The sequence below is a fragment of the Streptomyces sp. NBC_00466 genome, from assembly GCF_041433995.1.
Taxonomy (GTDB): domain Bacteria; phylum Actinomycetota; class Actinomycetes; order Streptomycetales; family Streptomycetaceae; genus Streptomyces.
In genome coordinates this window covers 3,825,305-3,846,792 of the sequence record NZ_CP107896.1, presented here as the reverse complement: position 1 = coordinate 3,846,792, position 21,488 = coordinate 3,825,305, and the positions used below count along the sequence as shown (strand labels likewise).

At 68.9% G+C, this 21,488-nt stretch carries 20 protein-coding genes; 13 read left to right on the top strand and 7 right to left on the bottom strand.

Going from position 1 to position 21,488, the window contains the following annotated elements; translation table 11 throughout:
- Window positions 1-96: 96 nt before the first annotated feature.
- A complete protein-coding gene (locus tag OG210_RS17235) occupies window positions 97-279 on the top strand; it encodes a ribbon-helix-helix protein, CopG family (RefSeq protein WP_328328022.1) in 183 nt (60 codons plus the stop codon).
- Window positions 280-334: 55 nt separating this feature from the next.
- Here the strand turns inward: OG210_RS17235 and OG210_RS17230 are convergent, their stop codons facing one another.
- A complete protein-coding gene (locus tag OG210_RS17230) occupies window positions 335-1,786 on the bottom strand; it encodes an NCS2 family permease (RefSeq protein WP_371537487.1) in 1,452 nt (483 codons plus the stop codon).
- Between the two features lie 184 nt (window positions 1,787-1,970).
- Between OG210_RS17230 and OG210_RS17225 the strand changes: the two genes are divergently transcribed.
- Together OG210_RS17225 and OG210_RS17220 are read left to right on the top strand one after the other, a co-directional pair.
- A complete protein-coding gene (locus OG210_RS17225; RefSeq protein WP_371537484.1) occupies window positions 1,971-2,267 on the top strand; it encodes a DUF2530 domain-containing protein in 297 nt (98 codons plus the stop codon).
- 144 nt (window positions 2,268-2,411) lie between these two features.
- Window positions 2,412-4,898 (top strand): HAD-IC family P-type ATPase, encoded by a 2,487-nt coding sequence (locus tag OG210_RS17220; RefSeq protein ID WP_371537481.1) that lies wholly within the window; start codon window positions 2,412-2,414, stop codon window positions 4,896-4,898.
- A gap of 96 nt (window positions 4,899-4,994) precedes the next feature.
- On the opposite strand, the gene OG210_RS17215 is transcribed toward OG210_RS17220, so the two are convergent.
- Together OG210_RS17215 and OG210_RS17210 are read right to left on the bottom strand one after the other, a co-directional pair.
- Complete coding sequence (locus OG210_RS17215; protein ID WP_328328030.1) at window positions 4,995-5,879, bottom strand: DUF5707 domain-containing protein; 885 nt, start codon at window positions 5,877-5,879, stop codon at window positions 4,995-4,997.
- 201 nt (window positions 5,880-6,080) lie between these two features.
- Entirely contained in the window at window positions 6,081-9,275 is a 3,195-nt protein-coding gene (locus OG210_RS17210) for a sacsin N-terminal ATP-binding-like domain-containing protein (RefSeq protein WP_371537478.1), read from the bottom strand.
- A gap of 454 nt (window positions 9,276-9,729) precedes the next feature.
- Here OG210_RS17210 and OG210_RS17205 point away from each other — a divergent pair, with 454 nt between their 5' ends.
- Window positions 9,730-10,887, top strand: a complete 1,158-nt coding sequence (locus tag OG210_RS17205; protein WP_371537475.1) for an alpha/beta hydrolase — start codon at window positions 9,730-9,732, stop codon at window positions 10,885-10,887.
- Between the two features lie 81 nt (window positions 10,888-10,968).
- On the opposite strand, the gene OG210_RS17200 is transcribed toward OG210_RS17205, so the two are convergent.
- Window positions 10,969-12,348, bottom strand: a complete 1,380-nt coding sequence (locus tag OG210_RS17200; RefSeq protein WP_328328036.1) for a tetratricopeptide repeat protein — start codon at window positions 12,346-12,348, stop codon at window positions 10,969-10,971.
- Between the two features lie 678 nt (window positions 12,349-13,026).
- Between OG210_RS17200 and OG210_RS17195 the strand changes: the two genes are divergently transcribed.
- The 6 genes from OG210_RS17195 to tgmC are packed head-to-tail and all read left to right on the top strand — an operon-like array spanning window position 13,027 to window position 16,972.
- The gene (locus OG210_RS17195) at window positions 13,027-13,218 is read left to right on the top strand and encodes a hypothetical protein (protein WP_328328040.1); all 192 of its coding nucleotides are present in this window, start codon (window positions 13,027-13,029) and stop codon (window positions 13,216-13,218) included.
- A complete protein-coding gene (locus OG210_RS17190; protein ID WP_371537471.1) occupies window positions 13,202-13,729 on the top strand; it encodes a DUF6879 family protein in 528 nt (175 codons plus the stop codon). The genes OG210_RS17195 and OG210_RS17190 overlap by 17 nt, the downstream gene beginning before the upstream one ends.
- Window positions 13,726-14,559 carry a helix-turn-helix transcriptional regulator gene (locus tag OG210_RS17185; RefSeq protein ID WP_328328044.1) on the top strand — a complete coding sequence of 278 codons (834 nt, stop codon included), beginning with the start codon at window positions 13,726-13,728 and terminating at the stop codon, window positions 14,557-14,559. The genes OG210_RS17190 and OG210_RS17185 overlap by 4 nt, the downstream gene beginning before the upstream one ends.
- 33 nt (window positions 14,560-14,592) lie before the next feature.
- The gene (gene tgmA / locus OG210_RS17180; RefSeq protein WP_371537467.1) at window positions 14,593-14,865 is read left to right on the top strand and encodes a putative ATP-grasp-modified RiPP; all 273 of its coding nucleotides are present in this window, start codon (window positions 14,593-14,595) and stop codon (window positions 14,863-14,865) included.
- On the top strand, window positions 14,865-15,830 hold the full coding sequence (tgmB, locus tag OG210_RS17175; protein WP_371537464.1) for an ATP-grasp ribosomal peptide maturase: 966 nt from the start codon (window positions 14,865-14,867) through the stop codon (window positions 15,828-15,830). Before tgmA ends, tgmB begins: the two co-directional genes overlap by 1 nt.
- Window positions 15,827-16,972 carry an ATP-grasp peptide maturase system methyltransferase gene (tgmC, locus tag OG210_RS17170; protein WP_371537461.1) on the top strand — a complete coding sequence of 382 codons (1,146 nt, stop codon included), beginning with the start codon at window positions 15,827-15,829 and terminating at the stop codon, window positions 16,970-16,972. The genes tgmB and tgmC overlap by 4 nt, the downstream gene beginning before the upstream one ends.
- A 62-nt stretch (window positions 16,973-17,034) precedes the next feature.
- Here tgmC and OG210_RS17165 read toward each other — a convergent pair whose 3' ends face one another.
- Entirely contained in the window at window positions 17,035-17,244 is a 210-nt protein-coding gene (locus OG210_RS17165; protein WP_328328052.1) for a DUF397 domain-containing protein, read from the bottom strand.
- Complete coding sequence (locus OG210_RS17160) at window positions 17,241-18,071, bottom strand: helix-turn-helix transcriptional regulator (protein WP_328328054.1); 831 nt, start codon at window positions 18,069-18,071, stop codon at window positions 17,241-17,243. Before OG210_RS17160 ends, OG210_RS17165 begins: the two co-directional genes overlap by 4 nt.
- Window positions 18,072-18,239: 168 nt before the next feature.
- Here OG210_RS17160 and OG210_RS17155 point away from each other — a divergent pair, with 168 nt between their 5' ends.
- Window positions 18,240-18,437, top strand: coding sequence for a hypothetical protein (locus tag OG210_RS17155; protein ID WP_328335484.1), 198 nt, complete (start codon window positions 18,240-18,242; stop codon window positions 18,435-18,437).
- On the top strand, window positions 18,434-18,619 hold the full coding sequence (locus tag OG210_RS17150) for a hypothetical protein (RefSeq protein WP_328328056.1): 186 nt from the start codon (window positions 18,434-18,436) through the stop codon (window positions 18,617-18,619). Before OG210_RS17155 ends, OG210_RS17150 begins: the two co-directional genes overlap by 4 nt.
- Window positions 18,620-19,071: 452 nt before the next feature.
- On the opposite strand, the gene OG210_RS17145 is transcribed toward OG210_RS17150, so the two are convergent.
- Window positions 19,072-20,013 (bottom strand): helix-turn-helix transcriptional regulator, encoded by a 942-nt coding sequence (locus OG210_RS17145; RefSeq protein ID WP_328328059.1) that lies wholly within the window; start codon window positions 20,011-20,013, stop codon window positions 19,072-19,074.
- A 159-nt stretch (window positions 20,014-20,172) separates the two neighbouring features.
- On the opposite strand from OG210_RS17145, the gene OG210_RS17140 reads away from it, so the two are divergent.
- A complete protein-coding gene (locus OG210_RS17140) occupies window positions 20,173-21,474 on the top strand; it encodes an MFS transporter (RefSeq protein ID WP_328328061.1) in 1,302 nt (433 codons plus the stop codon).
- Window positions 21,475-21,488: the final 14 nt, after the last annotated feature.

Here is a 21,488-nt window from a genome sequence, read left to right as displayed (position 1 = left end):
CCCGGTATGCCATCCGGTGAGCGACATCACCCATACGAGTGAGGCAAGGCGCGAAAGTGACGCGCGGCGACGTCCGGTCCCCCGACGCTGTCAGGTATGGGATCGACCGTGCTCAGCCTGCGCATAGACGGGGAACTGCTCACCCGTCTCCGGAACCACGCGGCCAAACGCGGAATGAGCGTCCAGGACTATGTGGTCCGGACGCTCATTCGCGACGACTTCGACGAACGGTTCCAATCGGCCGTCGACGAGACGGAGAAGTTCTACGGGCGTACGTAGCCCGGAGCCGGCCCGCCGGGTCAGCCACCCGGGGACGGGCCGCTATTGGCCGCTATTACGTGAGGCCGAGAGCCGGCATCGCGTAGTAGAAGACGAAGACCAGCGACACGATGTACATCGCCACGGGCACCTGGCGCCAGCGCCCGACGGCGATCCGCAGGACGGTGAAGGAGACGAAGCCGATCCCGATGCCGTTGGTGATCGAGTAGGTGAACGGCATCATCACCATCGCCAGGAACGCCGGGATCGCGACGGTGAAGTCGGACCAGTCGATGTCCCTGACCGAGCCCGCCAGGATCAGGAAGCCCACCGCGACCAGCGCCGGAGTGGCCGCCTGCGAGGGGACCATGGTCGCCACCGGCGTGAGGAACAGCGCCACCGTGAAGAGCAGGCCCGACACGATGCTCGCCAGACCCGTACGGGCACCCTCGCCGACGCCTGCCGTGGACTCCACGAAGCAGGTGTTGGCGGAGGACGAGGTCACACCGCCCGCGGCGACCGCGATGCCGTCCACGAACAGCACCCGGTTGATGCCGGGGAAGGTGCCGTCCGGCTTCGTCAGCTTCGCCTCGTCGCCGACACCGAGGATGGTGCCCATGGCGTCGAAGAACGACGAGAGCAGCACGGTGAAGACGAAGAGGACGCCGGTCAGCACGCCGACCTTGTGGAATCCGCCGAACAGGCTGACCTGACCGACCAGGCCGAAGTCCGGCGATGCCACCGGGTTGCCCGGCCAGTGCGGGGAGGTCAGACCCCAGCTGGGCACCGTGGCGACGGCGTCCACGATCATCGCGGCGACCGTCATCGCGACGATGGAGATCAGGATCGCGCCGGACACCTTGCGGACGATCAGCGCCAGCGTCAGCAGGACACCGATCACGAAGATCAGGACCGGCCAGCCGTGCAGATGACCGTCGGAGCCGAGCTGGAGCGGGACGGTGGTGTGCGCGGCGTCCGGGACGCGGGAGACGAAGCCCGAGTCGACCAGGCCGATCAGCAGGATGAAGAAGCCGATGCCGATCGCGATGCCCTTGCGCAGGCTGAGCGGTACGGCGTTCATCACGCGTTCCCGCAGCCCCGTGGCGACGAGGAGCATCACGACGATGCCCGCCAGGACGACCATGCCCATCGCGTCCGGCCAGGTCATCCGGGGCGCGAGCTGGAGGGCGACGACGGTGTTCACACCGAGTCCGGCCGCCAGCGCGATCGGCACATTGCCGATGACACCCATGAGCAGCGTGGAGAAGGCGGCGGTCAGCACGGTGGCGGTGACCAGCTGGCCGCCGTTGAGCTGGTGCCCGTTCATGTCGTGCGCGCTGCCGAGGATGATCGGGTTCAGCACGATGATGTAGGCCATCGCGAAGAAGGTCGCGAAACCGCCACGGATCTCACGGGCGACGCTGGAGCCGCGCTCAGTGATCTTGAAATAGCGGTCGAAGCCATTCTGCGGGCCGCCGGATGGCGATGGTGGAACAGCGTCGACCGGAGCGGTGGCCGAGGATGACATGCGCGCGACCTCAAGTGTCATGTGGTGAGAAACGGCCATATTTGGACGTTTAAACGAAAAGAACGAGCCAATCGAGAGCCGTTTCAGTATGAATACATAAGTCGAAGATCGCTATCTCCGCGCGTAGAGCCTTGGGCCACCTGGCCCGGCGCCGCCTCCCGCTCCCCCGCATAGACTGTCGGCCATGGCGAAGTGGACACCAGTACATGAGGCACCCGAGCCCCTGGAGGGGCCCGTCGTCGCCACCGTCACCGGCGGCACCATCATCTGGTTCGTCCTCTTCCTGGTGCAGCTGCCCTTCTACGGCTGGTTCTCCGACCACGGGCACCTGTGGTGGCTCTGGACCTGCGCGGCCGGCGGCGCTCTCGGGCTGGTCGGGATCTGGTACGTACGAGGGCGCGACGCTGCGCTCAAACGCGCGGCTGCGGCCCGGCCGGAGACCGGCGGCCAGGAGCCGGGCGCCCCGTCCGGCCAGGCGTAGCCCCACCGCGTCGCCACCACGTCCAGGTCGGGTCCGGGTCCGTACGGCCGTAGGACGAGGCCGTCCCGTCCCGTCTCCTCCCGCGGTCGGATCTTCCGGTATCTCACCGGGTAAACGTGTGGTTCTGGCCTTAACGTCGGATCCATGACGCAAGGGCCGTATATCGACGCGGGGTCCGAGCTGGACCCCGTCCACCCCGTCGAGCTGCCGCATCCGGCCCGCGCCACCGGGCTGTCCACCGCCGAAGTGGCCGAGCGGGTGGCCAGGGGCGAGGTCAACGATGTGCCCGTGCGGTCCAGCCGGTCCACCGTCGACATCGTCCGGGGCAACGTCTTCACCCGGTTCAACGCGATCATCGGCGTGCTCTGGCTGATCATGCTGTTCGTCGCACCGTTCCAGGACAGCCTCTTCGGCTACGTGATCATCGCCAACACCGGTATCGGCATCATCCAGGAGCACCGCGCCAAGAAGACCCTCGACGGACTCGCGGTGATCGGCGAGGCCAAGCCGACCGTACGGCGCGACGGAACAGCGGGTGAGGTCTCCACCTCCGACCTGGTACTCGGCGATCTCATCGAACTGGGCCCCGGCGACAAGGTCGTCGTGGACGGCGAGACCGTCGAGGCCGACGGCCTGGAGATCGACGAGTCGCTGCTGACCGGCGAGGCCGACCCGGTGCACAAGAAGCCGGGCGACCCGATGATGTCGGGGAGTTTCGTCGTCGCGGGCGGCGGGGCGTTCACCGCCACCCGGGTCGGCCGGGAGGCGTACGCGGCGCAGCTCGCCGACGAGGCGTCCCGCTTCACGCTCGTCCACTCCGAGCTGCGCAGCGGTATCTCCACCATCCTCAAGTACGTGACCTGGATGATGGTCCCGACCGCGGCCGGGCTCATCGTCAGCCAGCTGGTGCACGAGCGGCACGACCTCAAGGACTCCATCGCCCGGACCGTCGGCGGCATCACCCCGATGATCCCCGAGGGGCTCGTCCTGCTCACCTCCATCGCCTTCGCCATCGGCGTCATCCGGCTCGGCCGCAAGCAGTGCCTCGTACAGGAACTCCCCGCCATCGAGGGGCTGGCCAGGGTCGACGTGGTCTGCCTGGACAAGACCGGCACGCTCACCGAGGGCGGGATGAACGTCACCGGGCTGCGGATGCTGGACGGGGACGGCGAGGCGGACGAGGCGTACGTACGGCAGGTGCTCGGCGCGTTCGGTGCGTCCGACCCGCGGCCCAACGCCAGCCTCCAGGCGATCGTCGACGCCTACCCGGACACTTCGGGCTGGCGCTGCACCCGCGCGCTGCCCTTCTCGTCGGCCCGCAAGTACAGCGGGGCCGCCTTCGCCGAGGGGGACGGCGAGACCTCGGCGTGGCTGCTCGGGGCGCCCGATGTGCTGCTGCCCGAGCGGGACCCGGCGCTCCAGGAGGTCGGCAGGCTCAACGAGGAGGGGCTGCGGGTGCTGCTCCTCGCACGGGCGGCAGGCAGCCTCGACGACGGCGACGGACGCGCGGAGGACGACGGACCCGTACGCGCGGAAGCGGACGGCGGCAGTGACCGGGGCGATGTGGTGGCCGGGGCGCGGCCCACCGCGCTGGTGGTGCTCGAACAGCGGCTGCGGCCCGAGGCGGCCGACACCCTGGCGTACTTCGCCGAGCAGGACGTCGCCGCCAAAGTGATCTCCGGTGACAACGCGGTGTCGGTGGGCGCGGTGGCCGCGAAGCTGGGCCTGGCCGGCGCCACGGACACCATCGACGCCCGCCGGCTCCCCACCGACCAGGAGGAGATGGCGGATTCGCTGGACTCGCACTCGGTCTTCGGCCGGGTCTCGCCGCAGCAGAAGCGCGACATGGTGGCGGCGCTCCAGTCGCGCGGCCACACGGTCGCGATGACCGGGGACGGCGTCAACGACGTACTGGCCCTGAAGGACGCCGACATCGGCGTGAGCATGGGCTCGGGCTCGGAGGCGACGCGGGCGGTCGCGCAGATCGTGCTGCTCAACAACAGCTTCGCGACGCTGCCCTCGGTCGTCGCCGAGGGCCGCCGGGTGATCGGGAACGTCACCCGGGTGGCGACGCTCTTCCTGGTCAAGACGGTCTACTCGGTGCTGCTGGCCATTCTGGTGTCCTGCTTCCAGATCCAGTACCCGTTCCTGCCACGGCACTTGACCATGCTCTCCACGCTGACGATCGGCATCCCGGCCTTCTTCCTGGCCCTGGCCCCGAACAAGGAGCGCGCGAAACCGCACTTCGTACGGCGGGTGCTGCGGTACTCGGTCCCGTGCGGCATCATCGCGGCGGTCGCCACCTTCGTGGCGTACATGATCGCCCGGCACTACTACGTGGGGTCCGGGTCCCTGGACGCCGAGACGAGCGTCGCGACCCTGACCCTGTTCCTGGTCTCGATGTGGGTGCTGGCGATCATCGCCCGCCCCTACACCTGGTGGCGGGTCTGCCTGGTGCTGGCGATGGCCGGGGCGTTCCTGCTGGTCATGGTGGTCCCCGCGCTCCAGCACTTCTTCGCGCTGAAGCTGGTGGGGGCGGCCATACCGTGGATGGGCGTGGGGATCGCGGTGGTCGCGTCGGCGGGGATCGAGGTGGTGTGGCGTTGGGTCGACCGCCGATACCCGGGGTGACACGGGGCGGATACGGGACCGGGCCCGCCCGCAGGGGCCGGCTGCCACTGCGGACGGGCCCGGCGGACGGACCCGGCGGGCGGACCTGTCCCGGTCCTACTTCACGTCGACGAAGTCACCGGTGGCGATGGCCGCCGGAGTCGTGGTCGTCCCCGCGAAGTTGTAGCGCCAGTAGCCGTCCTCGACCGCCTTGACGGTGGTCGAGAGGTTGCCGGTGCCGTTCGTCTTCAGCGTCTTGACGGTGGTGTACGTGTTGCTGTTCTTCTTACGGAACTGCAGCTTCACCGGCTGGCCGACGTAGCCCGCGTACTTGTACGTCTCCCAGTTGGCGCGGGCCAGCTTGCCCGTGACCGTGATGGTCTTGCCCTTCTTCACGGGCTCGGGGGCCGCGTTGACCGTCTGGGTCGAAGCCCGCTGGACGTGCTGGGACTTGTAGGCGTTGTACTCGACCCACTGCCCGTCCTTGGCCAGTGCGGAGGCATAGACCTTCCACGTGCCGGCGAGGCTGTTCTTGTACAGGTCGTTCTGCGAGCGCGGGTCCACCTTGAAGGAGACCTTGCAGGTGGACGTGGTGGCGTTCACCTTGGTGCACTTGGAGACCTGCGTGGTGTTGTCGTCCACCTTCGGGCCCAGGTAGCCGTCGACGTCGGAGTCGATGTTGCTGCCGTGCCAGAGGAAGATCATGGCGTCCTGGATACCGGAGTTGTCGGTGGCCGTGACGCTCGCCGTGATGGTCTTCGCGACCGTGGTGCCGAGGACGACGTCCTTGCCGCCGTTCACGGTCACGCTGCTGATCCGGGTGTCGACGGCGGCCCGGCTGACGTGGGCCTGCACGCCGTGGGGCGCGGTCTTGAACACGGAGCGGGGGGCCTCCACGGCACCCGCTCCGGGAGCCCCGTCCGCCTGGGCGGCGGCCGGAACGATGAAAGCGGAGAGAGCCAGGGCACCGGTGACGGCGGCCACTGTGGCACGTATACGCATATTTTGTTCCCCATGTGGAGAAGGGGACCGGCGGAGGTTTCGTCCATCCGCGTGGCCCATGTGGTCTGTGAAGTCTGGTGACTTCACAGACCAGACAAGCGACCTGGGGGAAAGGTTGTGCATGATGTGAAGATTTTGAAACTCTCTGGCGCAACCGCGCCGCCGGGGCCGGAGCCGGGGCCGGGACCCGGCCCCGCCCCCTCAGTCGAACCAGCGGTCCCGCTCCAACTCCTCCGTACGCGACGGATCCTCGATCAGCGCCGCCACCTCGAAACGGCGCGGCCACTGCCCCGCCGCCCAGGCGAGTCCCGCCGCGACCCCCTCCAGCGTGGCCGCGTGCAGCACCCCGTCGCGGGTCCGGTGCCAGTCCAGTTCGACGCCGTTCGCGAGCAGTTCCTCGTGCTCGACATACGTACGCGGGGTGCCGGCCCCGAGCAGCGCGCGGACCGCTTCCGGGACCTGGTGCTCCTCCCCCGCCGTGGTCACCTCGGCCTCCACGCTCTCGCTCAGCCGCCCGACCTGGAGCAGCTCGGCCAGCTCGGCGGCCCGGTCGGGGGCGACCGGGAGCAGCGCGGCGCCGGACGTCAGCGGGAGCAGGTCGGGGGCGTCGGCGACCAGCGCGTCGGCGGCGTCCACCACCCGTACCTCGCCGTCCACCACAGCCCGCAACTCATCGGGCAGCGTCACCTGCTCCGGGTCGAGCCGGGCCAACTCCCCGTACAGGGCGTGTAGTTGACGTGCCGAGACCTCGCGGTCCGGGTCGCCGAGCCGGTTCAGCAGCTCGGCCGCGCCGCCGGGCTCGTCCAGCAGGGCGGCCACGGACGTCCGTACGCCCAGGGCGCGCAGCACCTGCTCGTCGTCAAAACCGGTCGCGTCCGCCTCGTCGTAGAGACCGGCCAGCAGCGGGTCACCGCCCGCGGCCCGCAGCCCGGCCGGGCGCCGGCCGTCGAGCACCGGGTGACCGCGCAGCCACCATGCGGTGTACGGGCGTACGGATTCGGTCGTACCGTCCGGCAGCAGCACCCGCACCGGCTGGGTCAGGGCGTCCCGCAGCGGCGGCCGGGAGAGCAGTGCGAGGGCCTGCGGCCAGCTGTCGTCGTCGACCAGTTCCAGATCCCGTACGGCGACGATCTCGGTCGCGACCGGCGGCACCGGGCCCTGCGGCAGCTGATCGAGTACGTCCTCGCACCAGACGTCCACCGCGTCGAGCAGCCCGGCGTCGTCCGGCTCGGCGAAGTCGCCCTCGCGCGGTTCGAGTTCGTCAGGGTCCAGGACCACGTCCGTGGCGCGGACCAGGGCGAACGTGGCGAGCACACCGCAGGCGGTCAGCGGCTGCTCGCCCCAGCGCTCGGCCAGTTCGCCGTCGCACAGGGCCAGTTCGCCGTCGCGCATGATCGCGGCGAACGGGCTGCCGGGCAGAACCAGTTCACCGGCCGGTACGGTCTCGCCGTCCTCGTCGGGGAGGGCGAGCGCCGCGAGCCAGGGCTCGTCGCCGGGCTCCAGCTCCGCCTCGCGTACCAGCGCGAGCACGACATCGGCGAGCTCGTCGGCGTCCAGCGCGCCTTCGTCGTCCTCGTCGTACCAGATCTCCCCGGCGTCCATCGAAGCGGCGACGGCCGCCCGCACCTGGGGGGTCGTCAGGACCGCACGCGGGGTCGCGGGCAGGGCGCCCAGCTTCTCCAGGAGCGGGTGCGCGGCGTCCGGGTGGGCGACCTTCAGACCGAGGCGGGCCAGCTCGGCGGGGGTCTCGGCGAGCGGCAGCAGGACCTGCCGGGGACCGACGGCGGTGCGGCCCGACGCGAGCGGCACGGGCAGCCCGGAGAGCCGGTCCGGGTCGACCCCGGCCAGGGTCTCGTACAGCCGCCGCCACCAGGACGGCGCGCGTTCGGCACCGCCGATGCGGTCGATGGCGTCGCCGAGCGGCAGCCGGCCGACGCCCAGCGTGCGCAGCTCGGCGCGGCGTTCCAGACCGGCGGGCAGCAGCGTCGGCAGTACTTCGGCCAGTACCCGTACGGTGTCCTCGCCCGCGCCCTCGACGACTTCGGCCTCGAAGGGGCGCAGGGCGTGGCGCGGTTCGCCGCCCTCCTCGCCGGCCTCGCCGCCTGCTCCGTCGCCGGTGTCCTCCAGCGGCGCGGCGGGGGCGAGGAACGCCACCCGGGCCAGCCCCTCCAGAATCGCGGCCCGCAGCGCGCCGTCGAGTTCGCCCTTGCCGAGCGGGCCGGGCACCAGGTCGATGGTGGCGACCGAGACGGGCTCCCAGCCGCCGAGCAGCTCCGCGTACGCGTCGGCGGCCCGCTGCACCAGGAAGTCCGTGAGCGGCCCGGGCGCGGGGTGGCGGCGGGTGGGGTCGAGCGGCAGCGAGGCGATGAGCAGCGCGGGCACGCCGAGCGGTTCGTCGGTCGGGGTCGGCGCGTGCACGACGGGCGCGGTGGCAGGGCGTACGGGGGCGCCGTCGCCGTCGACCGGGACGGCCCAGGTGACCGACCAGTGCGGGCGCAGCCGCTCCTCGACGGGCCGGTCCGCGAGCAGGGCGCGCTCCAGCGGGCCGTGGTGGGCGACGGTGCGCCAGCGGTGGATCCCGCCACCGGCGGCGCTGTCGTCGATGTGGACGTACGCCCCGTGCTCGGAGCGGGTCAGGGTGCGGATGCCGTCCGGGGTCTCGACGACGATCTCGGCCAGGCCGGGCAGGGTCAGCAGCAGGGCGTCGTCGATCGCGGCGACCAGGCGCCGGGCCAGGTCCTCGGCCCCGGCGTCGCGCAGCGGCAGGATGACGACGGTGTCGTACCCGTCGGGGGCGGTGCCTTCGGCGGGCAGCGGGAGACGCAGCAGCGGTACGTGCCCCTCGCGCCGCCGCAACTCGTCGGCGAGGCCGTCAGCCGGTGTCCGGGGGTCCGGGGCGGTACGAGCCGCTGCCGCTGCCAGTTCGCGGGCCTCGGCGAGGGACCACCGGACGCCGCCGTGCCGGCCGACGACCGCCGGCTCGTCGCTCACCGCGAGGACGGCGGCGAATCCGACACCGAAACGGCCGACAGCCGCGTGCGGGTCGGCTGTTTCGGAGCCGGGTCGCTTGGCCGATGCGCGCAGCGTACTCAGCGACTCGACGCCGGTGGCGTCCAGCGGGGCGCCGGTGTTGGCGGCCACGAGCACGGCGGGGCCGTCGCCCTCGCCCGGCCGCAGCGTGAGCCGGAACCGGCCCGGCACACCGGCGCGGGCCGCCGCGTCGGCGGCGTTCTGGGCGAGCTCGACGACGAGGCGGTCACGGTAACCGCCCAGCGCGAGGTCCTCCTCGGCGTTGGCATCCTCGCGGAAACGGGCGGGTGCGGTGGCCCAGGCATCGAGCACGCCACGCCTCAGGCGGGCCGTCCCGAAGGGGTCGGCGGCGTCTGTCGCTTCCACGATCACGGCTTGTGCTCCTCTGTGGGGCGGGGGTACGGAGGACCGTCCCGGTCCCGGGTGAAGGTACCGCGTGAAGGGGACGGGCCCGGGTACGGGTGGGGCGGGGGCACCCGCGACTGGCTTGTTTCGCCTGCCCTGCACACCGGTCGGACCGGTCGGACCCCGCTGACGCCCGTCGCGTACGAGGCCGGTCTCGTTCGGGACCGGTTTCCCGGACACGCCGCCCGGCCCTGCATCAGCTGAGAACACCACTTTGACAGTTTCCTGACACTGTCTCCGTACCCTCCACCCCATGCGATACCTCCCACGACCGTCCCGTCGGCCACCCCTCACTGGGCGCGCGAAGTTGCTGCTTGCCGCGCCCATAACAGCCTGTGCCGTTTGGTTCACCTCGACCGCGGCGCTCGCCACCGGTGGGTCCGGAACTCCCCCTGCGCGGCAGGGAGTCAGCGAGGTGCACTACAACCTGGGCGACAAGGCTTTCCCGCCGCCCAAGTCGCTCGGATACGTGGGCAGCAACGAGCTGGACGGGGCCGTCTACTACCCCGACGACATCTCCTCCGGCACCCACCCGCTGATCATGATCGAGCACGGATTCTGGGATACCTGCGCCGACGCCGAAGCCTCCACGTCACTCACCGCGGCGCAGGCCGCGCTGGCGAAGGACGAGCAGAGTGGTGACAAGGCCGACGCGGCGAAGCAGGAAGCGATCATCAAGGCCGCCTCGGACCGGCTGTCGGCTTGGCCGTGCGCACCTGGGGTGCGGCAGATCCCCAGCTATCTCGGATACGACTACCTGGGCCGAGATCTGGCAAGCCGGGGGTTCATCGTTGTCTCCATCGGGGCGAACGGCATCAACTCAACGTCCTCCGGCCAGGCTGACACGGTGTATCAGGAGCGCGCGGCACTGATCAACGCCCAGTTGAGCATGTGGCAGCAGTTGTCTTCGACGGGCAAGGGCCCGCTGCGCGGCAGCTTCAAGGACGCCACGTCCGGACGTCCGTCGCCGGTGAACTTCAAGAACCATGTGGACTTGCGGAACGTGGGGCTCATGGGGCATTCCATGGGCGGCGGCGGAGTGATGCAGGAGATCGCCGACAAAAACCGCCACACATGGCCCGAAGGCGTGTCCATCAAGGCCGCGTTCGGACTCGCGCCCACCGCCACCTGGGACGTCGATCCCATCACCAAGACATCGTTCGCGGTGATGTGGGGCACGTGTGACCAGGTGAACACCGGGCAGTTCTTCGACTGGAACAAGAAGGACAACAGCGCACCCATAGGCCAGTACACGGTGCGCGGCGGTGTCCACGACTTCTACAACAAGCAGTGGTCGCCCAGCAGCGGCCAAGTCAGCGCACACGACGACGCCGTTCCCGGCAGCAAGCCGGGCACCTGCAAGTCCCAGTTCCCCGGAGCCACCACCCCCCAGACCGACCAGAAGGAACTCTCGGAGCAGCAGCAGCGCCGGATCACCATGGATTACGTGAACGCCTACTTCTCCGACCACCTGCTCGGCCGGACGCAGTACGAGCCTTACCTGACGGGGGAGAAGTCGTTCCCCGGTACGGGCGGTGTCGTCAGTACCCAGTTCGACCGGGGCATCAACTGAGCGCCTTCCAAGTGATCCAGGCAGGTTCGAGGTCGTAGCGGTCCCACAGGGGCCTGCTCACCGAAGCCCGCGGAGGTGTCATCACCGTCGGCGTCGGCCTGCGTCAGAAGCGGAGAGAGCAGGTACCAGGCCAGGGCGAACGATGGTCCGCGCGCGCTCGTTCAGCGCCTGTGCGTCGCGGTTCTTGAGGTGCGGGGCAATGAGGTGGAACATGTCGGCCATGCGCTTGTCGATGCGGCCCGAGTTCACTTGCGGATAGTCGTCCAGCGCGAGCCCCCACGAACTGCACGCCGCCTCAAGATGACCGATGGCCAGTTGCCGTTCTGCGAGAATCGCGCGTTCCTTGACGCGGGTCCGGCGATAGATGCTGTATCGCAGCCTGTCCGATTCCTGCATGGCGGCTACCGCACCATTCAAGTCTCCCATTTCAAAGCGAACTTGGCTTGTGTGGTAATTGAGCGAGGAGGGAGAGTACGAGCCGAAGGCCTTACCGCGTGACTCCGCACGTTCCATCGCCGCTTCGGCTTCGGTCAAGTACATGCGGGCAGAACGGTGGTCACCGATCTGTGCAGCTGCATGGGCCTGTTGCCCGGAGAGGAAGGCGCGCATCCGGGGCCCGGCTCCGGGGGAAGAAGCTGCGGCCGCATCGGCGAGGCGCATAGCGATGGGGCCCTGTCCGAGGTCGACCGCCTGCACGCTCATACCGCGAAGTGTGGTGCAGAAGGTGAGGTGATCCTCTGAAGCCCCCGCGAGTTCCAGAGCCTTCAGGTAATACCGCTGCGCGAGTCCGTGCAAGCCCTCGCCCACAGCCATGTACCCGGTGAGGTAGCAGAGATCGGACGCTGCCGACATCATCGCCCTGCGTACGTCATCAGGACCGTCCGTCCGAAGGAACACAGCAACGGTGTTCACAAGAAACGCTGCGGCGAGTGGCCTGGCAGTACGGCCCCCGAATTGGTCATCCATGGACGAGAGTTGTTCCGTCATGGCAGCGACCGTCGCCACGTCGGACATACCTAGGCGAGTTCTGGCCCCTCGCTGAGCGGATTCCATGCGTCCCACCACATCAGGCCAGTCCGGCACGGAGAGGGCGACCGAAAAGAGAGCAGCGTTGAGGACACTCCGGCGGGAAGGGTCCATGTCTGTCCTTCCGAGATCAATGATGCCGTCAACCGTGTTGTTCGTCGCTGCCTCCGCCCCGGTGTCGGGGGCTGGGAAGCCCGCCTCAAGTGGTGTGACGGGTCTCCCGAGCTTGCGAGCGAATGCTTCCAGGATCAGTGGGCGCGCTCCATCGCGCGGCAGGCTGCCGTTCAGCCATTGGTGCACGGAGGGCGGACGGTACCGGGCCGGCGTGCCTTGCTCGGTTCCGATTCGATTGATGGCTTGCGCACACTGCCGCAGCGTCCAACCCGTCTCGCGGTACAGCCGCTCCAGGCTCGTGTTCGGCTCGCTGGTGCTCACGGTTCGTTCAACTCCCCACGGACGGCGGCACTAAGCGCCCAACGCTCCTACCGACTGCCGAGTGCTGCGCAGGCGCCACCAGCAGGCCGACCACGGAGGGCAGCAGCCATAACGCTCTCACTGATCCGGCTCATCTTCGCCGCAGGCGTCGTACAGGCCCGCTTACGACGGCACCTGCCCCGCCTCACGCGCCTGCTCACCCCACAACAGCCCAGCCTGCCGACCCTGTTCACCGAACTCCAACGCATCGAGTCGGACCTCGCCTACCGCACACAGTTCTTCGCGGGACTCAACGCCGCCGTCGCCGAACGGAACGCAGCACGCATCGCCGAACTGGAAGCACTCCGAACCGCACTCGACCAGCTTCGCGGCCTGGTCCGTCCTGGCGACGGCGGACGCGCTGCTTGACTGATGGCATTCCCCAATTCCCGTCGGGGGAGGCAGCCGAGACCCCCCTCACCCCGCCCGTGGATCCGAGGCGGCGCGGCCGAGCGCGACGTCCTGAGCCCAAGTGTCGATCATTTCCTGGGCCCATATCCCCAGTGACTCCCATCGGGTGCGGCGCCGGTCTCGTCCGGGACCGATTTCCCGTTCTGGAAAGTCCGGCTACTTGCCCCCTGCGCTCCGCCCACGCCAGGATCAGCAGCGAGACCCGCCAACCGCGGAAGGGGAACGCCTGTGAAGCCGACCATGTTGGCGACGACGTGCGACAAGAAGGACTGCCCCACCATCTACCGAACCGACCGGGGCACGATTCTCGTACAGGGCGAGACGCCGACCGATCACGGTCTGGAGATTCCCGCGCACGAGACCCTGGTGGAAATCCCCATGGAACTGATCCTGAAGGCGTTCGGTGATCAGCTTGGCTAAGTCTTTCGGGGACCTGTTCGACGACTTCGTCCATGAGGCATTCCGGCTGGAGACCCTGAGCGACTACAGCGGTTCGGGCAACACGGACGCCTACCGCGCCTTTGTGGACGGGCACCCTCAGCCGACGGACTACAACGCCGAATGGCTGGCAGAGGTGCGGTCACATGTCGCTTCCGGGCGCCGCCTCTACCGCGTCCACGTACTGACTCGGCCGTTGACTCCGTATCTGCGGTTCGAGCTGGGGTGGGGGTACGTCACAAACGCCGCGGCCGGTGAAGAGTTCTTCGTCCTTGACCTGACCGACCGGTCCAGCCCTCTGCCGGATGATGTGGGGGACTTCTGGCTCTTCGACTCAGTCGTCGCCGCACTGATGCGCTACGTGGAGGGTGGGAAGTTCGCGGGGGCTGAGGTACTTCCCGAAGACCGGGCTGCTCAGTTCGTCGCCTACCGTGACGCCGCTCTCACCCACTCTGTGCCCTTCGCGGAGTGGTGGGCGAAGCACGGCGAGTGAACCGTTCGGAATTGGGCGCAGCGCTGCGAGCCCTGCGGAGCGCTTCCGGCCGGGAAGCCAAAGCAGTCGCCCGCGGCGCCGTCATGTCTGCCAGCAAGCTCAGCAAGATTGAAACGGGCAAGCTCGGCCCGAGTGCGGACGATGTGGACCGCATCCTGACCGCCATTGGCGTATCAGAGGATGTGAAGTCGGAGTACCTGGAAGCCGCTCGGGCCATGGCGACCGAAGCCACCGCATGGCGGCTGATTCAGCGAGCCGGACTGCACAAGGCCCAACGGCAACTCAGTGCCGTGGAAGCCCGGATGAACCTGTTGCGTCTCTTCCAGCCGGCCCTGGTACCTGGACTGCTGCAGACTCCCGAGTACATGCGGGCGGTCCTCTCCCGGCACGAGGATCTGAGCGAAGCGACTCTCCGTGAGACGGTCAGCGCACGGCTTGAGCGACAGACCGTCCTGTACGACGCAAGCAAGACGCTCCGCTTTGTGGTCACCGAACCCGTACTGCGCTGGCTCATCATCCCCCCGCTGGTCATGGCCGGACAGCTCGATCGGCTCGTCAGTCTGTCCCGACTTCCCCATTTGGATGTGCGAATCGTTCCCCTGACGGGCAGACAGCGCGACATACCCAACCATGCGTTCGTCATCCGCGACGACCGGGCGGTGACGGTCGAAACCGTCCATGCGGAAGTCGTCGTGACAGACCCTCGGGACGTTGCTCTGTACGTAGGAAAGTTCGAAGGATTCGCCCGCAACGCACTGCGAGGTGACGATATGCGCGCTCTTTTGGGGGCTATCCGCGACGAGCTGTTGCAGCAACAGGAAACAGGCTAGAGGCGGCCGTCCCACAGCACCACCATGGACCTCATGACTGAGACGTTCACACCTTGGGGCGCGGGCAGGATGGAGCCGTACGCGGCCACTGTGGCGGTTCCGCAGATCCCACCAGCTATCGACCCAGAAACGCAGATCGCGGTGATCGTGGACGCGCACGGGCGCACGGTTGCGATGGCTGGACACGGCACCAGCACCAGCGGTCTGACTCCCACCACGACCACCCCGGGCGATGGCTCCGGCCCCGGCGGGGCTACGGACGCCGACTCGCAGGAGTCCTACGACCAGGACAAGAGTTCTGGCTGATGAACGACCAACGCGGGTCGGTGCTGGTGCTGACCAACCCCTACGACGGGACGGCAGACGTGGTGCTGCGGCTGCTCGCCGAGCGCCGGGTTTCCGTGGTCCGTCTCGATCCCGGCGCCGACCTGAACGAGAGTGCCTCCCTGACCGCCACGTACCGAACGGAGGATCAGCGGGGCACCCTGCGTACCCCGAGCCGGGAGCTCGATCTCACGCGGGTGCAGTCCGTCTGGGTTCGCAGGCCCTCGCCGTACGAGGGCACTCCGAGGCTGGACGGGCAGGACCGCAGGTTCGCCGCAGAACAGTCCTACTGGGGGGCAGGGGGGATCCTCGCGTCCCTCCCGGGAGCGCACTACGTCAACCATCCGTGGAGCAACCGCGCGGCGGAGTACAAGCCCGCTCAACTCGGGACTGCCCGGCAGAGCGGATTCCTGGTGCCTCACACACTGATCACCGACAACGAGAACGACGCGCGGGATTTCGTGGCACGTGAGCGTGGCGGAGTGGTCTTCAAACCCGTGTGGAACACGCTCTACCGTGTGGACGACCGGCCGCACAGTGTGTGGGTGCGGGAGGTGCACGGTGATGAGATCACCAGTGCCGTGGCTGTATGCCCACACATGTTCCAAGCCAAGGTGAACAAGGCGTTCGACGTGCGCGTGACGGCTGTTGGCGGCCTTCTGTTCGGGTCCCGGATCGACAGCCCCGACCTCGACTGGCTTTACCGGCAGGACCTCATGCGATGCACACCGATCGGAATTCCCGAAGCTGTGGCGCGCTCCATTGCCACCTATCTCAAGGACTTCAGGCTGACGTTTGGCGCGTTCGACTTCGCCGTGACCGCCGACAGCGCCTGGTATTTCCTGGAGTGCAACCCCAACGGCCAGTGGGCATGGCAGCCGGCCGAGACCACCGACTCGATTGCACACGCCATCGCTGATCAGCTGGAGAAAGGCTCTGACACGTGAGCGCATCTGCTCAACTGCGCGCCGTCCTGGCGGACGCTCTCACCGAGGACGGCGCGCTCACCGATCCAAAGTGGCGCAGAGCCACTGAGATCGTTCCCCGGGAACTGTTCGTGGGCGCCTACTTCGAACAAGTGCCGGACAGCGTCCCGACCCGCTACCGGCCCGTCCGCCAAGGCGCCTCCGGGTGGCTGCAAGGCATCTACACCGACCGGACGCTCATCACCCAACTCGACGGCCGCACCAGGCCGGACGACATCGCAGACGGAACGGCCGTTGCGGGCTCCCCCTCATCGTCTTCCACGCTGCCGTCCCTGGTGCTGCGTATGTGGCAGCAGCTCGACGTCCGACCAGGCCAGCGAGTCCTGGAGATCGGTACCGGAACCGGGTACTCGACCGCCCTCGGTGCACACCGTCTTGGGGACGCCAACCTCACCAGCGTCGAGTACGACCAGGTGGTCGGCGCCGCAGCAGAATCGACCATCAAGGCCGCCGGGTACGCCCCCAGGCTGATTACCGGGGACGGCCTGCGGGGAGACCCGGAGGGCGGAGCGTATGACCACCTGATCGCCACCTGTTCGGTCCGGTACATCCCGATGCCGTGGCTGCACCAGGTGAAGCCAGGCGGAAAGCTGCTGGTCACCCTCTCCGGATGGAGCTACGCATCCGGGCTGGCACTGCTTACGGTGACCGGCCCCGGCACTGCTACCGGGCGGTTCCTGCCCGGGTACACCAGCTTCATGCTGGCCCGCCCGCATGACCGCCCGCCCCGCCCGGCGCTGGCCCTGCTGCCCGGTGAGGAGCGCCATAGCCGGATCGACCCCGAGACCATCGGTACGTGGACCGGAAGCTGGGTCGCCCAACTCGCCGCGCCCTCGGCCGAGCGGATGGGGGCGGGGGCGGAACAGATCCTCTGGGACGTCTCCACAGGTTCCCAGTCGCGGACGGCGTCCGGGCCGGACGGCGGCTGGACAGTCGTACAGCGTGGTCCTGTCCGCCTGTGGGATCAGGTCGAAACAGCAGTACGGAGCTGGCAGGCGGCAGGCGCACCGCACCAGGAGGACTTCGGCATCACGGTCTCGTCGGCCCGGCAGCGTGTGTGGCTCGGCACCGAGGAAGGGCCCGGCTGGGACCTGCCGATCTGAACCACCCACCATGCAAGGCACGGCGGGGCGGCTCTGATCGGTACGTGCCGGGCCGGGGGCGGTCAGGCCGCGCCGAACTCTCCGCCTTTGACGCCTGCCACGAAGGAGGCGAACGCGCAGGCGCGGACGGACAGAACCGGGCCGTTCGGGTTCTTGGAGTCACGGACGGGGACGACGCCGTGCGGGGCGATGAGGTTGGCGGCTACCTCGATGCACTGGCCGCCGTTGCCGCTGTACGAGGTCTTGAACCAACGGGGGGTTTCGGTCGTCACGGAGTGCCCTTTCGTACCTGCTCGATCATTGCCACTGATGCCGCCTGGGAGAGCGCCTCGGCCTGTAGTTGATGGTAGGCCGTCAGTATGGGCAGCACGAAGTGGCTTTCCCGTTCCAAGTGCCCTCGCTGAGCCGACTCGGCATACGAGATCAGCGAGCGGTCGGGCAACGTAAGTACGGTGATGGGCAGGCTGAACGGCCGACGTGCCCCCATGCGGAACGGGGCGATTTGAAGCACGGTGTTCGGCAGCGCAGCGAACTCCAACAGCCGTGCAAACTGGGCATCCATGATGCATGTATCGCCCATCGGCCGGAGTACACACCCTTCATCGAGCACCGCGAAGATCAAGGGTGACGGAGACCGAGCAAGTGCGGCTTGACGCTCCGCCACCAATGCGACACGCTCAGCAGCTTGTTCGGGGGTGATGGCTTCCCGGCGCACTGCATCTGCTTCCAGCGCCGCCGCGTAATCCGGCGTCTGAAGCAGACCGGGGATAACGCCCACCTCATAGAGCCGGATCTCTGCCGCGCGCGCCTCTTGCCTGACGTACTCCGGGAACCCTTCCAAAAGCGCACTGTGCCGAAGAGCACGGCTCTGGCGTTGAAGCTTGCCCCCAGCACCGAGCGCCCTGTCAGCACTAGCCGAAAAACGGCTAGTTGGAGGGCGGCGACCCGTTTCTACGGCAGAAATATGCGTCCCGGAGCACCCCATGCGCTCGCCCAGCTCGTCCTGCGTCCACCCGCGTTCGTCCCGCAGCCTGCGCAAGAGTTCCCCGAACGCCGCGCGTAACGACGCTTCAGGATTCAGTTCCTTCCGGTTCACCACGTGAATCCCTAACTCTCCGCTCGGGCAACGCAAGTTGAAGATGGTCTCGACTGTAGGCCACGCTGAGCCGCCTTGGTAGCGGAATGACTACGGAGAGGAGTGGCGGTGGCTGCTCAGAACAGCCCGAACGGGCAGGAATCCTCGTACGTCCCGGATCTCGGCGCGCTCATGGTGGACACGGGGCACGGCAATCGGACCGGGGAGTTCCGGGGGCTCGCCGGCCCGTACTGGTCACTGCGACCGGTCAACGGTGGCTCCGAATGGGAGGCCGCCCCCGAGCAGGTCCGAACCCCGACTCCCGCGGAACGGCTTACCGCCGAGAACGCACGGATCAACGCCCGGAGTCGCAGGAGGCTGGAATCGTGACCCCCACCGGCACACCCTCACCATCACCCGACGAGAGCGATCACGAGTACTGCCGGGAGTGCGAGGAGTTCGACCTCGCCGAGGCGGTCGCCCAAGCCGGGCACGACGCCAGCCGGGAAACCGACTGTCGAGTGCTGCGCAGGCGCCACCAGCAGGCCGACCACGGAGGGCAGCAGCCATAACGCTCTCACTGATCCGGCTCATCTTCGCCGCAGGCGTCGTACAGGCCCGCTTACGACGGCACCTGCCCCGCCTCACGCGCCTGCTCACCCCACAACAGCCCAGCCTGCCGACCCTGTTCGCCGAACTCCAACGCATCGAGTCGGACCTCGCCTACCGCACACAGTTCTTCGCGGGACTCAACGCCGCCGTCGCCGAACGGAACGCAGCACGCATCGCCGGGCTGGAAGCACTCCGAACCGCACTCGACCAGCTCCAGAACCTGGTCTCCCCGGCAACGGCGAGCGTGCCGTACGACTGATCGCTTGATCGCTGTTTTCCATTCTCGGCAGAGACACAGCCAGGAATGCTCGCCCCCACACCGCCTGCGGATCCCGACACCCTGCGGGCAGCAACGCGGGGGAGACGAAGGAATGGCACAGACCGATTCAGTGCAGCGTGTGGAGCAGGCCGCTCAGCCCGGTCGGTCGGTGGGTGTTGCCGCCCGGGACCGGGTTGCCGCCAGGCTGGCGAGGAGCTTGAGGCGGTCTTCGGATGTGCTGCCCGGCTCGGCGGTGTAGAGGGTCAGGTCGTGGACCGCCCGGTGGGAGACGGGCAGGTCCAGGGACTGGTAGGTCAGTTCCAGGAGGCCGGCCTCGGGGTGCTGGAGCCGTTTGATGCCGTCGTGGCGGATACGGACGTCGTGGGCGGCCCACTGGCTGCGGAACTCGGGGCTGAGCGTCGACAGTTCACCGATCAGCTCGCGCAGGGCCCGGTCGTGGGGCTCGCGCCCGGCCTCCGCGCGCAGCAGTGCGGCGGTGGCGACGGCGGCGTCGTCCCAGTCGGGGAAGAAGTCCTGGGCCCCGGGGTCGAGGAAGATGTAGCGGGCGATGTTGGGGCGGCCCCGTCCGTCGGTGGTGCTGCTGTCGAACACGGGCGCGTGCAGCGCTCTGGCCAGGGGGTTGCTGGCCACGATGTCCTGGCGTCCGTTGCGTACGAAGGCTGAGGACAGCGTCATCGAGTCGAGCAGCCACTGGACTCGCGGCGGGACCTCGACGTCCTTGCGACGGGACGGCGTGCGGCGGGCGGGCCGGGCCGCGCGGGCCAGGTCGAACAGGTAGGTGCGTTCGTCGTCGTCCAGCCGCAGCGCTCGGGCGACCGCGTCGACGACATCGTCGGAAACGCCGCTGATGTGGCCCTTCTCCAGCCGGGTGTACCACTCGGTGCTCACACCCGCGAGTACGGCGACTTCCTCGCGCCGCAGCCCCGGTACCCGGCGCCGGCCGCTGGTGGGCAGCCCGACCTGCTCCGGCGTGATCTTCGCTCGCCGGCTGGCGAGAAAGTCCCGGATCTCGGTGCGGTGGTCGGCGCCGCCGTCCGTGCGGTGGCCGGTGCGGTCGTCGGGGTGCGGGTCCATGCCTTCCACGGTAGCCACCGGCCCGCGGGCAGGGAGGTCGAGCTTGTACCCCCCATAAACCCGACCTTCCTCAGGTGCGGAGCCGCCGGTTTCCTGGTTCACGTACCCCGGTCACGACCCCGGTCACGACCCCGATCCCGACCCCAACGGAGATGAACCTTGAGTACGCGAGGAGGAACCCTTCAGTCCCCCGCCGATGCCACGGCCGACCAGTCCCCCGCCGATGTCACGAGTGACCAGTCGTCCGCCCGGCTGCCGCTTGTCGTCCACGTGATGGCGCTGGGCACCTTCCTGATGGCGACCACCGAGTTCGTGGTGGCCGGGCTGCTGCCCCAGATCGCGGGCGACCTGCGGGTCGGCGTGGCACAGACCGGCCTGATGATCACGGTCTTCGCGGTCGGGATGATCATCGGCGCACCGGTGATGTCGATGCTGACGCTGCGGATGCCCCGCCGGCTGACGCTGATGCTTGCCCTGGGCTTGTTCGCGGCCGGACACATCGTCGTCGCGCTCAGCTCCAGCTTCGCGCTGGTCCTGGCGGCCCGGTTCGTGACGGCGCTGGCCACCGGGGCGTTCTGGGCGGTGGCCAACGTCGTCGCCGCCCGCGCCGCCGGGCCCGCCGCGAGTTCCCGCGCCCTGGGCCTGGTGGGCGCCGGAGGCATGCTCGCCAACGTCATCGGCGTACCCGTCGGCGCGTTCGCCGGGCAGCTCATGGGCTGGCGCGGACCGTTCTGGGCCCTCGCGGTCCTCGCCGCAGCGGCCGTCGCCCTCATCGCTCGCACCGTCCCGCACGACGGCCCCCACCAGCAGGCAGTCTCGATCCGCTCCGAGCTGAGCTCACTGCGCTCGGGCCGGCTGTGGCTGGCCCTGGCCGCCTGCGCGACCACGACCGGCGGTGTTCTGGCCGCGTACTCCTACATCTCCCCGCTGCTGACCGACCGCAGCGGCATCGCCTCCGCGCTGGTGCCGCTGGTCCTGGTCGGCTTCGGTGTCGGCGCCCTGGCCGGCTCGCTCGTCGGAGGCCGCATCGGCGACAAGCGCCCGCACACGGCTACGGTCGTGGCCGCCGCAGGAGCCACCGTGCTGCTCCTCGCGATCAGTCTGCTCGCCGGTCACGCGATCGTCACCGTCGTCCTGGTCACCCTGCTGGGGTTCTTCGGCCTCGGCGCCAACCCGGTGCTGATCTCCCTGGCCGTCCGGTACGCGGGCCGGGCGCCGACCCTGGGCTCCGCCCTCAGCGTCTCCGGGTTCAACCTCGGCACCGCCGTCGGCTCCTGGATCGCGGGCCTCGCCCTGAGCTCGTCCCTGGGCACGACCGGCCCCGCCGTGGTCGGCACCGTCATCGCCGCCCTGACCGTGATCACCACCCTCGCCCTCGCCATCGTCCGGCGCCGCGGCGCGGCCGCATCCGCCGTCCAGGTCACCGAAGGTGCCCCGGCCGCACCCGGCACGAACCCTTAGGACGACAGCCCCCT

Bases quoted from the DNA above. Each gene is read 5' to 3' on its own strand.
- OG210_RS17235 (WP_328328022.1), top strand. From the start codon at position 97: ATGGGATCGACCGTGCTCAGCCTGCGCATAGACGGGGAACTGCTCACC.
- OG210_RS17230 (WP_371537487.1), bottom strand. From the start codon at position 1,786: ATGTCATCCTCGGCCACCGCTCCGGTCGACGCTGTTCCACCATCGCCA.
- OG210_RS17225 (WP_371537484.1), top strand. From the start codon at position 1,971: ATGGCGAAGTGGACACCAGTACATGAGGCACCCGAGCCCCTGGAGGGG.
- OG210_RS17220 (WP_371537481.1), top strand. From the start codon at position 2,412: ATGACGCAAGGGCCGTATATCGACGCGGGGTCCGAGCTGGACCCCGTC.
- OG210_RS17215 (WP_328328030.1), bottom strand. From the start codon at position 5,879: ATGCGTATACGTGCCACAGTGGCCGCCGTCACCGGTGCCCTGGCTCTC.
- tgmA (WP_371537467.1), top strand. From the start codon at position 14,593: ATGACTGAGACGTTCACACCTTGGGGCGCGGGCAGGATGGAGCCGTAC.
- tgmB (WP_371537464.1), top strand. From the start codon at position 14,865: ATGAACGACCAACGCGGGTCGGTGCTGGTGCTGACCAACCCCTACGAC.
- OG210_RS17155 (WP_328335484.1), top strand. From the start codon at position 18,240: ATGGTGGACACGGGGCACGGCAATCGGACCGGGGAGTTCCGGGGGCTC.
- OG210_RS17145 (WP_328328059.1), bottom strand. From the start codon at position 20,013: ATGGACCCGCACCCCGACGACCGCACCGGCCACCGCACGGACGGCGGC.